The sequence below is a fragment of the Devosia sp. Root436 genome, assembly GCF_001426345.1.
Lineage (GTDB): Bacteria > Pseudomonadota > Alphaproteobacteria > Rhizobiales > Devosiaceae > Devosia.
The window spans coordinates 303,722-318,123 of sequence record NZ_LMEM01000010.1 but is presented as its reverse complement, the minus strand read 5'-3'; the positions used below and the strand labels follow the sequence as shown (position 1 = coordinate 318,123).

Here is a 14,402-nt window from a genome sequence, read left to right as displayed (position 1 = left end):
GGGTGGGGGTGCCGGCGAAGCCGGCTCTCCTTACGCCGACTTCTGCGCGCGCATGTTGCGCTTGCGGTCATTGGGGTCGAGCCACATCTTGCGCAGGCGGATCGACTTGGGCGTGACCTCGACATATTCGTCATCGGCGATATAGCCGATCGACTGTTCCAGGGTCAGCTTCTTGGGCGTGGTCAGCCGCACCGCTTCGTCCTTGGACGTGGTGCGGATATTGGTCAGCTGCTTGCCCTTGAGCGCGTTCACTTCAAGGTCGTTCTCGCGGCTATGCTCGCCGATGATCATGCCTTCATAGATGTCGACGCCGGCATCGATCATGATCGGGCCGCGATCTTCCAGGTTCCACAGCGCAAAGGCCACCGACTGGCCGGTGCCGTTGGAAATCAGCACGCCGGTCCGGCGGCTGGCCAGTTCGCCCTTGAACGGGGCGAATTCATGGAACAGGCGGTTGAAGATGGCGGTGCCGCGCGTATCGCTCAGCAATTCGGCCTGATAGCCGATGAGCGAACGGGTGGGCACCAGCAGGCGAATACGGGTGCGGCCAACGCCCGAGGGCCGCATGTCGGTGAGTTCGCCCTTGCGCTCGGTGAGCTTCTGCACCACGGCGCCGGTATGCTCGTCATCGACGTCGATGATGACTTCCTCGATCGGCTCGAGCTTGACGCCGTTCTCTTCCTTGTACAGCACCTTGGGGCGGCCGATGGTCAGCTCGAACCCTTCGCGGCGCATGTTTTCGATCAGCACGGCCAGCTGCAATTCGCCACGGCCGGCCACGTCGAAACTGTCATTGTCGGTGCCCGGCGTCACCTTGATGGCGACATTGCCCTCGGCTTCGCGCATCAGGCGCTCGCGGATGACGCGCGACTGCACCTTGTCGCCTTCGCGGCCGGCCAGCGGGCCGTCGTTGATGCGGAAGGTCACCGACAGGGTCGGCGGATCGATCGGCTTGGACGGGATCGGCGTAATGTTCTGCGGCACCGAGATGGTATCGGCGACGGTGGTGGTTTCGAGGCCGGCAATGGCGACGATATCACCCGCAAAGCCTTCATCGATCGGATTGCGCTCAAGGCCACGGAAAGCCAGAACCTTGGAGACGCGGCCCTTTTCGACCACCTTGCCTTCACGGTTCAGCGTATGGATGGCATCGCCCGCCTTGACCGAGCCGGAAAAGATGCGGCCGGTCAGGATGCGGCCGAGGAAGGGGTTGCGCTCGATGGTGGTGACCAGCATGCGGAACGGGCCGGTTTCGACCTTGGGCTCGGGCACATGCTCGATGACCTTGTCGAGCAGCGGCGCCAGGCTTTCGCGGGCGCCATCGGGTTCGTTGGCCATCCAGCCCAGCTTGGCGGCGCCGTAAAGCACAGGGAAATCGAGCTGCTCGGGGGTCGCGTCCAGCGCGATGAACAGGTCGAAGATTTCTTCGAGCACTTCGAGGTGCCGCTCGTCGGACTTGTCGATCTTGTTGATGGCCACGATGGGACGCAGGCCCTGGGCCAAGGCCTTGCCGAGCACGAACTTGGTCTGCGGCATCGGGCCTTCGGCCGCATCGACCAGCAGCACCACGCCATCGACCATCGAAAGGATGCGCTCCACCTCGCCGCCGAAGTCGGCGTGGCCGGGCGTGTCGACGATATTGATGCGGGTGTCCTTCCACAGCAGCGACGTGACCTTGGCCAGGATGGTGATGCCGCGCTCGCGCTCGATATCGTTACTGTCCATGGCGCGTTCTTCGACGCGCTCGTTTTCGCGGAACGAACCGGACTGCTTGAGCAGCACGTCGATCAGCGTGGTCTTGCCGTGGTCAACGTGGGCGATAATGGCGATATTGCGCAAGGACATATGGGGTCGGCCTCTGGTGGCATGATCCCAGAACCGGGTCCGCGTCTTGAGGAAGCGGACTGCAACGGACGAACCATGCGGGAATGAACGCACACCAGCTCCCGCAAAGTGCGGTTCTGGCGCATTTGGCGCTGCCTTACAGGAAGACGGGGTTTTCCACAAGCGCGGGGCACGCAGAGGTGGGTTGCGGGGTTAATGCCGCGCCGGGATGGCGGCCCGATCGGCTTGCGTTTCGGCGGCCGGATAGCTCAGGACGCCCGCTTGCGCTCGAGCTGGGTCGAGGCCGCTTCGGAGTGAAGCAGGTTGGCCAGGGCCGCCGCCGGCAGCGGCGGGGAAAACAGGAAGCCCTGCACTTCCGAGGCACCCTGGGCCCGCACCATTTCGAGCTGTTCCTCGGTTTCGACGCCCTCGGCCGTGGTCGACATGCCCAGCGACTGGCCCAGCCCGATCACCGCCTTGATGATGGCCTGGCTGTCGCCGCGGCTGGTGAGGTCGCGCATGAAGGAGCGGTCGATCTTGATCTTGTCGAAGGGGAAGCTGCGCAGGTAGCTCAGCGAGGAATAGCCGGTGCCGAAATCGTCCATCGAGATGCGCACACCCATGGCGCGCAGGTCATGCAGCACCTTGAGATTGGTGTCGTTCTCGGCCAGCAGCAGGCTCTCGGTGATTTCGAGCTCCAGCCGCGTCGCCGGAATGCGCGCCTCGGACAAGGCCGATTTGATCAGGCCCAGCAGGTCCCGGCTCTTGAACTGGACCGGCGAGAGATTGACCGCGACGCGGATATCGCCCGGCCAGGTCGCCGCCGTCTTGCAGGCTTCGCGCAACACCCATTCGCCGATGGCGACGATAAGCCCGGTTTCCTCGGCGATGGGGATGAATTCGACGGGCGAGATGGTGCGGCCTTCATGGTCCCAGCGCAGCAGGGCCTCGACGCAGGTCACGCGGTTTTCCTTGAGCCCCAGCAGCGGCTGGAACATCAGCCGCAATTCCTCGCGCTGCAGGGCCAGGCGCAAACCGGCCTCGATGGAGCGGCGCGACTGCAGGTCGGCATCCATACCGGTTTCAAAGAAGTGGTAGGTCGAGCGGCCTTCGCTCTTGGCCTTGTAGAGGGCAAGGTCGGCATTCTTGACCAGTGTGTCGGTCTTGACCCCGTCGCCCGGCCCGATGGCGATGCCGACGCTGGCGCCGATCTCGATCTGCTGGCCGCCGATCAGCATGGGCGTGCCGATGGACTTGATGATGCGGTCGGCCACCTTGGCGGCGTCGGCGGCGCTGTCGATCGGGCGCATCAGCAGCGCGAATTCGTCGCCGCCCAGCCGCGCCAGCACGTCGGTTTCCCGCGTCGTGCCCCAGAGCCGCGCCGAAGCCTGCTTGATGACCTCGTCACCAACGGCATGGCCCAGCGTATCGTTGACCGCCTTGAAGTGGTCGAGGTCGATATAGAGCACGGCCGCCATTTCGCCGCGGCTGAGCCCGGCTTCCGTCTTGGCCATCTGCTCGAGGAATTCGATACGGTTAGGCAGGTCGGTCAGCGCGTCATGGCGGGCCAAGTGGCGGATGCGCGCCTCGTTCTGCCGCTGCTCGGTAATATCCTCATGCGTCGAGACCCAGCCGCCATCCTTCATCGGATGGTGCTGCATCATGATGGTGCGGCCATTGAGCTCGTGGATATTCTTGCCATATTCGCGCCGGTTGATCACATCGCGGCGCCATTCGACATATTCCTCGCGCGTGCCGCCGGCACTCATGCCCACGTCGAACAGGTGGCTGAGAATGTCTTCCAGCTGCGTGCCCGGCCGCAGCATGCTGGAGGGCAGATTGTAGATGCGTGCATAGGGTTCGTTGCAGATCACCAGCCGCCCCTTGGCGTCCATCATGCAAAGGCCCTGGGAAATATTGTTCACCGCCGCGTCGAGCCGGATATTCTGCCGCTCCAGCTCGAGCTTGCGCTTCTGCACCACTTCGGTACGCGCGATCTCGTCGGTGACGTCTTCATGCGTCACCACCCAGCCCAGGGCTTCCGAATAGACATGGGCGGTTTCGATGGTGCGGCCGCCATGCACCATTTCCTGGCTCTTGGTGCGGGCCCCGCTGCGATTGGCCAGCAACTGGCTGGTATAGATCTCGTAGAATTCGTCGGCACCGTGGCCGGGATGATTGCCGAGCCGGTCGGAAAGCTGCACCACCTCTTCGAGGCTCATACCGCGATAGATGGCATCGGACGAGAAACCGTAAATGTCGCGATAGTGCTTGTTCCACATCACCAGCCGGAACTGGGGGGACCAGACGCAGAAGCCATAGGGGATGTTCTCGAGCGCAGCATCGAGCAGCAGCGCTTCAGCCATCTCGCTCAAGCTGCCAGCGTCTTCTGCTCGCACCCGCCGATTCCCCCGTCTCAATGCTTCTGCATGACGCTACGGGAAAGCTAGATCGTTCACGTTAACGAGCGATTAAGTTCGGACGGCGAAGACCGATCCGGACCATTCAGGGATGATCCGGATCGCCTGCAGGTGCATAAATCAGCCGCGGGCCTGCTTGTTGCGCGCAGCCCAGGTCTTGAGGCGAAGGCCGTTGAGGCGGATGAAGCCTTCGGCGTCCTTGTGGTCATAGGCCACGGCGCCTTCCTCGAAGGTCACCAGATCCATCGAATAGAGCGAATGCGGCGAGGTGCGGGCGATGACGCTGGCGCTGCCCTTGTAGAGCTTCACCGTGACTTCGCCGGTGACATAGTGCTGGCTCCTGTCGATCAGCGCCTGCAGCATGTCGCGCTCGGGCGAGAACCAGAAGCCGTTATAGATCAGCTCGGCATATTTGGGCATCAGCTCATCCTTGAGATGGGCCTCGCCGCGATCGAGCGTGATGGATTCGATGCCGCGATGCGCCACCAGCAGGATGGCGCCGCCCGGCGTTTCGTAGAGCCCGCGCGACTTCATGCCGACAAAGCGGTTTTCCACCAGGTCCAGCCGGCCCACGCCATGCTTGCCGCCCAGTTCATTGAGCTTGGTGAGCAGGGAGGCGGGGCTGAGCGTGACGCCATTGACCGAGACCGGATCGCCCTTCTCGAAGCCGATGGTGATGATTTCGGGCTCGTTGGGGGCCTTTTCCGGATCGACGGTGCGCTGCGGCACGTAATCGGGGAAGGGCACCGCCGGGTCTTCCAGCACCATGCCCTCGGACGAGGTATGGAGCAGGTTGGCATCGACCGAGAACGGGGCTTCGCCGCGCTTGTCCTTGGCGATCGGGATCTGGTTCTTTTCGGCATAGTTCAGCAATTGCGTGCGGCTGCGCAAATCCCATTCGCGCCACGGCGCGATCACCTTGATCGAAGGATCGAGTGCATTGGCGGTGAGTTCGAACCGCACCTGGTCGTTGCCCTTGCCGGTGGCGCCATGCGAGATCGCGTCGGCGCCGGTTTCCTGGGCAATTTCCACCAGCCTTTTGGCGATCAGCGGGCGGGCGATGGAGGTGCCGAGCAGATACTGGCCCTCATAGACCGTATTGGCGCGGAACATCGGGAACACGAAGTCGCGCACGAATTCCTCGCGCAGGTCCTCGATGCGGATATCCTTGATGCCGAACATCTCGGCCTTCTTGCGCGCCGGCTCCAGTTCCTCGCCCTGGCCCAGATCGGCGGTGAAGGTCACCACCTCGCAATCATAGGTTTCCTGCAGCCACTTGAGAATGATGGAGGTGTCGAGCCCGCCCGAATAGGCCAGCACGACCTTCTTGATGTCTTTTGCCATAAGTTTACGCCTGCTTGGGGCGCCGGGGCGCCCTGAAATCGGCCGCACCCTAGTCAGGAGCGGGCTTTGGTGCAATTGTCCGCGCCAAGATTCTTGAGCATCAAGCCATGCCCGCCTTCATTCCCGACCTTTCCGTCATCCTCGCGTTTGCGCTGGCGACCGTTGTCCTCGCCATCACCCCCGGCCCCGACATGGCGCTGCAGATGTCGCGCGCCATCAACTATGGGCGGGCCCATGGCCTGGCCGCGATGTTCGGCGCCATGGGGGGCATCCTGGTCCATACCATGCTGGTCGCCTTCGGCATTTCCATCCTCATCATCGCCGCGCCGCCGCTGTTCCTGGCCCTCAAGCTCGCCGGCGCGGTCTACCTGCTTTATCTGGCCTATCAGGCAGTGTTCCATGGCGGTGGCCTCCGCCTGGCCGAGGCGGCGAAGAAGCCACCCACCGTGCGGCAGAGCTTTGCCACCGGCATCGGCATCAATCTGCTCAATCCCAAGGTAGTGCTGTTCTTCGTGACCTTCCTGCCGCAATTCGTCGATGCCCATGATCCCGGCGCCACCGGCAAGCTGATCTTCCTCGGCCTCGAATTCGTGGCCCTGTCGATCCCGCTGGGGATCGTCACCGTGCTGCTGGCGGAACGCCTCGCCGCGGCCTTCCGCTCCAGCAAATGGGTCGAGCGCGCGCTCAACTGGAGTTTTGCCGCCATCTTCACCGCCTTTGCCGCCACCATCCTGACGGCACAGGCGCGGCACTAGATGAACTATCGCCACGCCTTCCATGCCGGCAACTTTGCCGATGTGGTCAAGCACCTGATCATCGTCCGCATCGTCGAATACCTGAAGCGCAAGGACGCCGCCTTCCGCATGCTCGATACCCATGCCGGCATCGGGCTCTACGACCTCGAAGGCGACGAGGCCGGGCGCACCGGCGAATGGGTGGATGGCATTGGCCGGCTGATGGAACGCGGCCTGTCCGGGCCGGCGGCAGAACTGGCCGCGCCCTATCTCAATGCGGTCCGCGCGCAGAACCCCGATGGCGGTCTCCGCTTCTATCCCGGCTCGCCACTGATCGCCAGGCACCTGCTGCGCCAGCAGGATCGGCTGTTCGCCCTCGAACTACACCCTGAGGATGCCGAAAAGCTGCGCGAGAATTTTGCCGGCGACATCCAGGTGCGCGCCACCCATCTCGACGGCTGGGCCGCAATGGGCACGCATCTGCCGCCGAAGGAAAAGCGCGGCCTCGTCCTGATCGACCCGCCCTTCGAGGAAAAGGGTGAATTCGCCCGCATGGTCGCGGGGCTGGTGAAAGCCCACCAGCGCTGGCCCGGCGGCATCTATGCCTTCTGGTACCCGGTCAAGGACCCGCACGAAATCGCCGAATTCATCGACGCGCTCCAGCGCACCGGCATCCCCAAAATCCTGCGCATCGAGCTGAACGTCCGCCCCTTCGCGACCCCGCTCCGCCTGCACGGTACCGGCATGATCGTGGTCAATCCGCCTTATGCGCTGGAAGCGGAGATGAAGGTACTGCTGCCGGAATTGGCCGGACTATTGGCCGAGGACGGCAAGGGCCGCGTGCGCATGGAATGGGTGGCGGGGGAGTAGCCTAAACCCCGGCCAGCGCGTCCCTGTCCTTCTTCGTCAGCCGCTCGCTCTCGCTCTTGAGCTGGCCACATGCGGCAAAGATATCCCGGCCGCGCGGGGTGCGGACGGGGCTGGCATAACCCGCCTTGTTGACGATGTCGGCGAAGCGTTCGATGCGCGAGGAGGGCGAGGTGCCGTAATTGGCGCCGGGCCAGGGGTTGAACGGGATGAGGTTGATCTTGGCCGGAATGCCGGCCAGCAGCCGCACCAGTTCGCGGGCTTCGGCATCGCTGTCGTTGATGCCGTCCAGCATCACATATTCGAAGGTGATGCGGCGGGCATTGCTGAGGCCCGGATAATTGCGGCAGGCTTCGAGCAATTCCTCGAGCGGCCACTTCTTGTTGATCGGCACCAGCACGTCGCGCAGATCGTTGTTGGTCGCATGGAGGGATATGGCCAGCATGACGTCGATCTCGCGCCCGGTCGGCTCGATGAACGGCACGACGCCCGAGGTCGAGAGCGTGATGCGCCGCTTGGAAAGGCTCATGCCGTCGCCGGCCGAGGCGATGAGCAAGGCCTGCTTGACGTTGTCGTAATTGTAGAGCGGCTCGCCCATGCCCATCATCACGATATTGGTGATGGCGCGCGTGTCGCCATTCGGCACGAGCCCGCCGTCGTCCGGCCGCACACCGCCGGGGAAATCCCCCAGCCGCTCGCGCGCCATCAGCACCTGGCCGAGGATTTCCCCAGCCGTGAGATTGCGCACCAGCTTTTGCGTGCCGGTATGACAGAACGAGCAGGTGAGCGTGCAGCCCACCTGGGACGAGACACAGAGCGTCCCGCGATCCTGCTCGGGGATGTAGACGGTTTCCACTTCCACCGGCGGATAGTTGGGATTGGCCGGATCGCGGAAGCGGAACAGCCATTTGCGCGTGCCGTCGGTCGACACCTGCTCGGTGACGATTTCCGGGCGGTCGAGAATGAAGGTATCGCTGAGCTTCTGCCGCACCGGCTTGGCCACATTGGTCATGCGCTCGAAATCGGTAGTGCCGTTGACATAGAGCCAGTTCCACAACTGGCTGGCGCGCATGCGCGCTTCCTTGTCCGACGCGATCCCCGCTGTGGTCAGCGCCTCGGCGAGCTGGGGCTTGCTGAGGCCGATCAGCGACGGCCGGCTGGCCGCCTGGGGGCGGAGGGCAGTCGAATGGTCAAGGTTCAGCGCAATGCTCATGGCGTGGCGAAAGGTCCGGAAGATGCGGGATTGGCGCGGCCAATAGCATATGGGCGGAGTTTTCGCAAAGTCACCGTCTCGGGAGGGAGCTTTGCACGGAGTGCGCCTATAAGCCGGATCGTCGTTAAGCGCAGTGTCCTCGGATCAGGCCCGAAGGATGACGCTTCGCGGTTGCGGCACGCGTCAGCAGCCGCTTCCGATCGACTGCTGCGCCGCCGTGGCGCCCGAGAGCGAATAGGTCTGCGTCACCTTGATGCCGGCGGCGGTCGTACCCTCGACCACCATGCTCGAACCGGCGCGGATGGCGCTGGCCAAGGCCGCCGACTGGCCGGCATCGTCGAGCCAGGCCGCATCGTTCTGCGTGAACAGGTTGAAAGTCTGCCCGCCGACGCTGACCGTGGCCTTGCTGTCGGGCTGGAAGGCGAAGCCGGCCACCAGGTTGAATTCGGTGGTGACGTTCTCGGCGGGACGGTTGGTGATGTAGATATAGGCCTGGCTATAGCCGTCGGGCGTCGGCGTGACGCTTTCCGGCTTGGTCATGGCAAAGCAGACCGGGCCGGCCGCGTCATTAGCCGCGTAGCTCGACCAGGCGCGATGCTCACCGAGCATGCGCACCTGCTGGGCGCTGGCTGCGCCGGTGAGGAGAAGACTGGCAACAAGGGCGAGCGCCACGGCGAACTTGGACATCAGGGCCTCTTGGAAGCGAAAAAGGCGCGGGCCTTGCCGGCCCGTCGCCTCAGATATGGCTGATTGCCCCGGCGGAGCAACCCAAAAATCACTTGCAGGCGGCGTCGATGGCGTTCATCGCCGCGGTCGCGCCCGAGAGCGAATAGGTATCGACCGTATTGGTGCCGCGCTGGCTGGTGCCACGAATGACGAGGCTGCTGCCCGCCTTGAAGGCCTGCACGAACCCGCCTTCGTCGCCGGTGGAAGCCAGCCAGGCGGCCGAACCTTCGGTGACCATGGGATAGGCCTTGCCGTCGACCGTGGCGCTGGCCTTGGCATCGGTCGTGTTGAACGGATAGCCGATAATGGTCTGCACCTCGTTCTTGGTGCCCATGCCCTTGCGGTGGATGATCATGAAGTGGATCGGATCGCGGTTGGCGCCGGCCGGTTCGCTGGCCTGCGGCGTCGCCGAAACATAGCAGATCATGCCGGACGCGTCCGTCGCCTGCCAGGCGGTCCAGGCGTTGAAAGTGCCGAGCTCGGTCGCCTGCTGTGCCTGCGCGGCAGGCGCCAGAGCTATGATCGCGCCGACCGCGAGCCCGAGTGCAAGGCCACCGGTTTTCGTCGTCATCGCCAATTCATCCTTTGTCTCGAAGATCCCATTCTGGGGTGAGCTGCCCGCAAACTCTGCCCCAGACATGGTTACCAGAAAGTCAAACGCCGCCACGTTCGCGTGCATTTGCTTCAACTGCGAGTCAATCACGGCGGCAATTTGACGGGCCGGGCCGCGCTGCTTCCGGTTTGCGCCGTCAGGGTTAACAATGTGTTGATGGCGGCAAGACTGTGATCGGGCCGCCAGCAGCACGCTTACGCAGCCAAGGGATAGCTCTGTTCCACCACATAGGGGCCGCCGCCCACCGAATCCTTGCTCGAAAACAGCACAAAGCGGCCGATGGGGAAACTCAGCGGCTCGAAGCGGCCGGCCTCGGCCATGAAGCGGGCCAGTTCGGCGGCACTGCAGCCGCGCAATCGCGCCAGCGACACATGCGGCACGAATTTTCGCCCGTCGGGCGGCAGGCCGGCCCGCTGCAACACCCGCTCCTGCGCGGCCTGCAGGCGGCTCAGCTGCTCGCTCGGCTCCACCCCGGCATAGAGCGCCCGCGGCTTGTCGCCGCCAAAGCTGCCCAGATGGGTCAGCCGCACCGAAAAGCGCAGCGAATTGGACAGCCGGTCGAGGCTGTCGGCCACCTCGTCGGCGGTCTGATGATCGACATCGCCGATGAATCTCAAGGTAATGTGATAGTTTTCCGCATCGATCCAGCGGGCGCCGGCAAGGCCTCCGCGCTTGAGGGAAAGCGCAAATCCAACATCGGCCGGTATTTCGAGGCCGGTAAAGAGCCGGGGCATGGGGCCCTCCTCTTCATCAGGATTTCAACACGCGATTCGACCTCGACCGTAACACAGACCAAACCCGTGGCCAGCCCATTCGTCGCAGCCCGGCGAGATCACTTGTAAACAACTGGTCCCGCATCCATATTGCATCATCAAGTGGCAACCAATGCCCACCGGCGGTAGAAGAGACCGCGTCAATTGGGAAAGGAAACCGACTATGGCTGAATATGACCGTCAGACCCTCGGTGCGCGGGCCGGCTCGGCCTTGGCCGTGGACGAGGGCCTGCGCAGTTACATGCTGCGCGTCTACAATTACATGGGGGTCGGCCTGGTTGTGACCGGGCTTGCCGCCTGGTTCGCCGCCGCCGCCGCCATCACCACTGATCCGAACGCCGCCGTCGGCCAGCTCGCCAATGGCCAGCTGGTCACCCAGTGGGGCTACCTGCTCTATGCAAGCCCGCTGCAATGGGTGGTGATGCTCGCTCCGCTGGCCTTCGTGCTGGTGCTGAGCTTCGGCATCAACAAGCTCTCCGTGCCGGCCGCACAGGGTGTTTTCTGGGCCTTTGCCGCCATCATGGGCGTGTCGCTGAGCTCCATCTTCCTGGTCTATACCGACGCCTCGATCGCCAAGGTGTTCTTCATCACTGCCGCGACCTTCGGTGCCATGAGCCTTTATGGTTACACCACCAAGCGTGACCTGACCCAGATGGGCAGCTTCCTGATGATGGGCCTGATCGGCCTGATCATCGCCTCGGTGGTCAATATCTTCATGCAGTCCTCCATGCTCGAATTCGCCATCTCGGCGGTCGGCGTGCTGATCTTCGTGGGCCTCACCGCCTACGACACGCAGAAGATCAAGGAAGGCTACTCGGAGTCCTTCGGCGCCGACGTGCTGGCCAAGGGCGCCATCATGGGCGCCCTGAGCCTCTATCTCGACTTCATCAACCTGTTCCTGATGCTGCTCCGCCTGTTCGGCAATCGCGAGTAAGCAACGGAAGCCTTGATCGAGCGATCAAGCAATTTGGTTGGACGATATCGGGGGCCGCAGCCTAAAAGGGTTGCGGTCCTTTTCTTTGCCCCGGAACTTCGCCGTGCCCGATCATCGCCTGCGCCCCTTCCAGTGGTCCGACGTGCCAGCCATCACCGCGATCTACCGGCACTACGTGTACAACTCGGTTGCTACTTTCGACCTGGAGGCACCTGGCGAGGATTTCATGGCCGAAAAATTCGGGCACATTCTCGCTCTCGGACATCCAATTGTCATGGCGGAGGGCAATGATGGCGCCCTGCTCGGCTATAGCTATGCCTCCGTCTACCGGCCCCGCCCGGCCTACCGTTTCACCTGCGAGAACTCGGTCTATTGCGCGCCCGACGCGCAGGGCCGCGGCCTCGGCTCAGCCATGCTGGGCGAAGTCATCAGCCAGTCCCGCGCCTTCGGCTTCAAGCAGATGATCGCCGTCATCACCGCCGAAGGCACCGGCTCGATCCGCCTGCATGAAAAGCTCGGCTTCCGCCATATCGGCCGCCACGAAGCCCTCGGCTTCAAGTTCGACCGCTGGCTCGACATCGTGCATATGCAGCTGGCGCTCTAGGCGAGCCGCTTGCGCATCCGATAGCCCTCGCCACCCTGGCAGGCCACCCTGGCGTCATCGTCGATCCAGCCGGCAGCATGGTAGAAGGCGCGCGCCGTGATCGTGCTGGTGAGGCGAGCCTCGGCCACGCTTTGCCGCAGCAACCCGTATTCCATCGCCGACAGCAGTGCCTTGCTGACACCGCGGAAGCGCGCAGCCGGATCGACATAGTTGAGCGCGATCTCCCCCTTGGCCGGGATTGTCGCGCCGACCGCCACGACCTGGCCATCCAGCTCTCCTACCAGCAGCGACAGTCCGGGCTGAGCAAACATGGCCTTTACGCCATCCGGCGTCTTGTTGGCCGTCCAGGATGCCAGCCGTTCAGGCCTGTTTTCGTGGTCGGCAGCGCAAAGCTCGGTGATGGAAGCGATCAGGACCCGGCTCATATCAGGCACATCCGCTTCCCTTGCCGGGCGGATGACGGGGTTCACCCCACCACCGCCAGTTTCGGATCGAGCACGCGCAGCACCAGAGCCAGGTCGTGGCCGCGCTTGAGAATGCGGCCCTGCTGGTTGGTCACCGCATATTGTCCCTGCCGGTTGCGCAGGCGTGGCGTCTTTTCCACGATGAAGAGCGGCCGCTCCGACATGCGGGCATAGATGGAAAACACTGCCCGCTCGCGCAAAAAGTCCATGGCATAGTCGCGCCACTCCCCCAGCCCGACCTTGCGGCCATAGACGCTGAGGATCAGCTGCAATTCCCTGCGGTCAAAGGCGACGATGGCGGGGATCCTGGCAGGCGCCGGGCTCAATGGCGCATCGCCGGCATGGACCAGCGAAAGACTGACGGTCTTGTCGTTCGGCGTGCGGCCCTGCACCGGTCGGATCAACTCCGTGTCAACATACTGTCATGATTGCGGGATTTGCGGGCGGATGCAAGCGCGAGATGGCAGGACGCAAAAACCCCAATTCGGTCACAGTTTGTCCGTGAACGCGCCAGAATGGTCCGGCATCGTCCCATCATTGCCTCCAGTGGCTGGCATCCGGGCCGACCGAGCCCCCAAACCCAGAAGCCTGGGTGCCAGCCGCCCTATATTGAGTTGACCAGTCAGACCTTCCCGTCCCTGCCCCCAGGGGCGGGACTTTTTTGTGCCGGACAGGACCTGTTTTTGTCTTTGCCCCCAGAACCCAGGCCACTTTTGGCAGACATGCTCTAGCGCTCGTAGGTCGCCGCGCCCAGAATGGGGCCGGGCAGCCCGTTGCGCTCCTGCTGCACGATCACCGCGATGCCGGTGCTGCCTGCGCTGAGCAGTTCGGGCAGCGGCAGCTTGAGATCGGCGCCGGTGGCGCTTTCCCACATGCCCAGCGCCTGGCGCCCGGTCACCACCTGCGTATAGACCATGGACTTGCCGGCATTTTCGCCCTTCTCGATGGTCACATCCGCCCGGTCGAGATAGCTGACCATCCAGACGACCGCATCCCCGAGGGTGCGATCGGGCGGAATGGCCACCTTGAGCATGTCGCCATCGCGGGAAATTTCGACCGCCAGCGGCAGGGCGGCGACGCCATCGAGCGCGCCATGCACCTCGCTGCGGCGCGAACCGACCACGCCCTTGGCGCCGTTGACCACCATCTGCGGCGTATAGATGCGCGACGAGCCCCAGCTCTTGGCATAGGCGCGCTGGCGGTCCGAATAATCCTGGTCGCCGAACGTGTCTTCCCAGCCCACATAGTCCCAGTAGTCGACGTGATAGGCCAGCGCCACCACGTCGCCTTCCTCGGCCAGCCCCGTCAGCAGCGCATCGGCGGGCGGGCACTGGGCGCAACCCTGGCTGGTGAACAGCTCCACCACCGCTTTGGGGCGCGCGCGCATGCTCTCGGCCCCGGCCGGATGGACCAGGGTGGCGAGCGCGACAATGCCGAGGGCGGGGCCAAGCAGGGGTCTTGAAATCATGGGCAAGGTTGTAAGCCGGGCCAGCCGAACCCCGCCAGTCAAAAGAGGGTGAGAGACGGCATTTGCCGTCCCACTGCGTGATATTTATCTTTGGTTAACCATTGGGGGGAATGCTGAGGGTATTCTGAGCAGGACTTGGGGGCTCAGAAAGTGATGTGACATGCAGGACTTCAATCCCGATATCTCGGCCGCCGAGGCTCTGGTGGGATTAGCCGTCGCCGACGTCGAACTGAATCTGATTCTCGCCACCTTGCGGCAGACCGAGGGGAACCGCACCCACGCCGCCTTTATCCTGGGCATTTCGATCCGCACCTTGCGCAACAAGCTGCGCGACTATTCCGAACGCGGCTTCGCCATTCCCTGAACCGCACCGCCAGGACCGCAAAGAAAAGGCCCCGCATGCGGGGCCTTTTGCATT

The 14,402-nt window shown here is 63.6% G+C and carries 14 protein-coding genes and 1 pseudogene; 5 read left to right on the top strand and 10 right to left on the bottom strand.

Going from position 1 to position 14,402, the window contains the following annotated elements:
* Positions 1-30 precede the first annotated feature (30 nt).
* The 3 genes from typA to ASD04_RS10385 all read right to left on the bottom strand — a co-directional run bounded on the left by typA (position 31) and on the right by ASD04_RS10385 (position 5,588).
* Positions 31-1,845: a translational GTPase TypA gene (gene typA / locus ASD04_RS10395; RefSeq protein ID WP_056256169.1), complete on the bottom strand. Its 1,815-nt coding sequence runs from the start codon at positions 1,843-1,845 to the stop codon at positions 31-33.
* A 248-nt stretch (positions 1,846-2,093) separates the two neighbouring features.
* The gene (locus ASD04_RS10390; RefSeq protein ID WP_056256165.1) at positions 2,094-4,190 is read right to left on the bottom strand and encodes an EAL domain-containing protein; all 2,097 of its coding nucleotides are present in this window, start codon (positions 4,188-4,190) and stop codon (positions 2,094-2,096) included.
* A gap of 174 nt (positions 4,191-4,364) precedes the next feature.
* The gene (locus ASD04_RS10385; protein WP_056256162.1) at positions 4,365-5,588 is read right to left on the bottom strand and encodes an argininosuccinate synthase; all 1,224 of its coding nucleotides are present in this window, start codon (positions 5,586-5,588) and stop codon (positions 4,365-4,367) included.
* Positions 5,589-5,695: 107 nt separating this feature from the next.
* Between ASD04_RS10385 and ASD04_RS10380 the strand changes: the two genes are divergently transcribed.
* Both ASD04_RS10380 and ASD04_RS10375 read left to right on the top strand, forming a co-directional pair.
* Positions 5,696-6,343, top strand: coding sequence for a LysE family translocator (locus tag ASD04_RS10380; protein ID WP_056256161.1), 648 nt, complete (start codon positions 5,696-5,698; stop codon positions 6,341-6,343).
* Positions 6,344-7,192 (top strand): 23S rRNA (adenine(2030)-N(6))-methyltransferase RlmJ, encoded by an 849-nt coding sequence (locus tag ASD04_RS10375; RefSeq protein ID WP_056256159.1) that lies wholly within the window; start codon positions 6,344-6,346, stop codon positions 7,190-7,192.
* A 1-nt stretch (position 7,193) separates the two neighbouring features.
* On the opposite strand, the gene rlmN is transcribed toward ASD04_RS10375, so the two are convergent.
* The 4 genes from rlmN to thpR form a co-directional block, all read right to left on the bottom strand.
* The gene (gene rlmN, locus ASD04_RS10370; protein ID WP_156461199.1) at positions 7,194-8,402 is read right to left on the bottom strand and encodes a 23S rRNA (adenine(2503)-C(2))-methyltransferase RlmN; all 1,209 of its coding nucleotides are present in this window, start codon (positions 8,400-8,402) and stop codon (positions 7,194-7,196) included.
* A 183-nt stretch (positions 8,403-8,585) separates the two neighbouring features.
* Complete coding sequence (locus ASD04_RS10365) at positions 8,586-9,089, bottom strand: invasion associated locus B family protein (protein WP_056256158.1); 504 nt, start codon at positions 9,087-9,089, stop codon at positions 8,586-8,588.
* 88 nt (positions 9,090-9,177) lie between these two features.
* Complete coding sequence (locus ASD04_RS10360) at positions 9,178-9,699, bottom strand: invasion associated locus B family protein (protein ID WP_056256156.1); 522 nt, start codon at positions 9,697-9,699, stop codon at positions 9,178-9,180.
* Positions 9,700-9,935: 236 nt separating this feature from the next.
* Positions 9,936-10,475, bottom strand: a complete 540-nt coding sequence (thpR, locus tag ASD04_RS10355) for an RNA 2',3'-cyclic phosphodiesterase (RefSeq protein WP_056256153.1) — start codon at positions 10,473-10,475, stop codon at positions 9,936-9,938.
* A 202-nt stretch (positions 10,476-10,677) separates the two neighbouring features.
* On the opposite strand from thpR, the gene ASD04_RS10350 reads away from it, so the two are divergent.
* Positions 10,678-11,448, top strand: coding sequence for a Bax inhibitor-1/YccA family protein (locus tag ASD04_RS10350; RefSeq protein WP_056256150.1), 771 nt, complete (start codon positions 10,678-10,680; stop codon positions 11,446-11,448).
* Between the two features lie 103 nt (positions 11,449-11,551).
* Positions 11,552-12,052 carry a GNAT family N-acetyltransferase gene (locus tag ASD04_RS10345; RefSeq protein ID WP_056256147.1) on the top strand — a complete coding sequence of 167 codons (501 nt, stop codon included), beginning with the start codon at positions 11,552-11,554 and terminating at the stop codon, positions 12,050-12,052.
* On the opposite strand, the gene ASD04_RS10340 is transcribed toward ASD04_RS10345, so the two are convergent.
* The 3 genes from ASD04_RS10340 to ASD04_RS10330 all read right to left on the bottom strand — a co-directional run bounded on the left by ASD04_RS10340 (position 12,049) and on the right by ASD04_RS10330 (position 13,984).
* Entirely contained in the window at positions 12,049-12,477 is a 429-nt protein-coding gene (locus ASD04_RS10340; RefSeq protein ID WP_056256145.1) for a GNAT family N-acetyltransferase, read from the bottom strand. The two genes, ASD04_RS10345 and ASD04_RS10340, sit on opposite strands and share 4 nt — an antisense overlap.
* Before the next feature lie 41 nt (positions 12,478-12,518).
* Complete coding sequence (locus tag ASD04_RS10335; RefSeq protein WP_056256584.1) at positions 12,519-12,866, bottom strand: DUF2794 domain-containing protein; 348 nt, start codon at positions 12,864-12,866, stop codon at positions 12,519-12,521.
* A 377-nt stretch (positions 12,867-13,243) separates the two neighbouring features.
* A complete protein-coding gene (locus tag ASD04_RS10330; RefSeq protein WP_056256143.1) occupies positions 13,244-13,984 on the bottom strand; it encodes a DUF1223 domain-containing protein in 741 nt (246 codons plus the stop codon).
* 196 nt (positions 13,985-14,180) lie between these two features.
* Here ASD04_RS10330 and ASD04_RS10325 point away from each other — a divergent pair.
* A pseudogene (locus tag ASD04_RS10325) lies at positions 14,181-14,348 on the top strand (helix-turn-helix domain-containing protein); the annotation flags it as partial.
* Between the last annotated feature and the right edge of the window lie 54 nt (positions 14,349-14,402).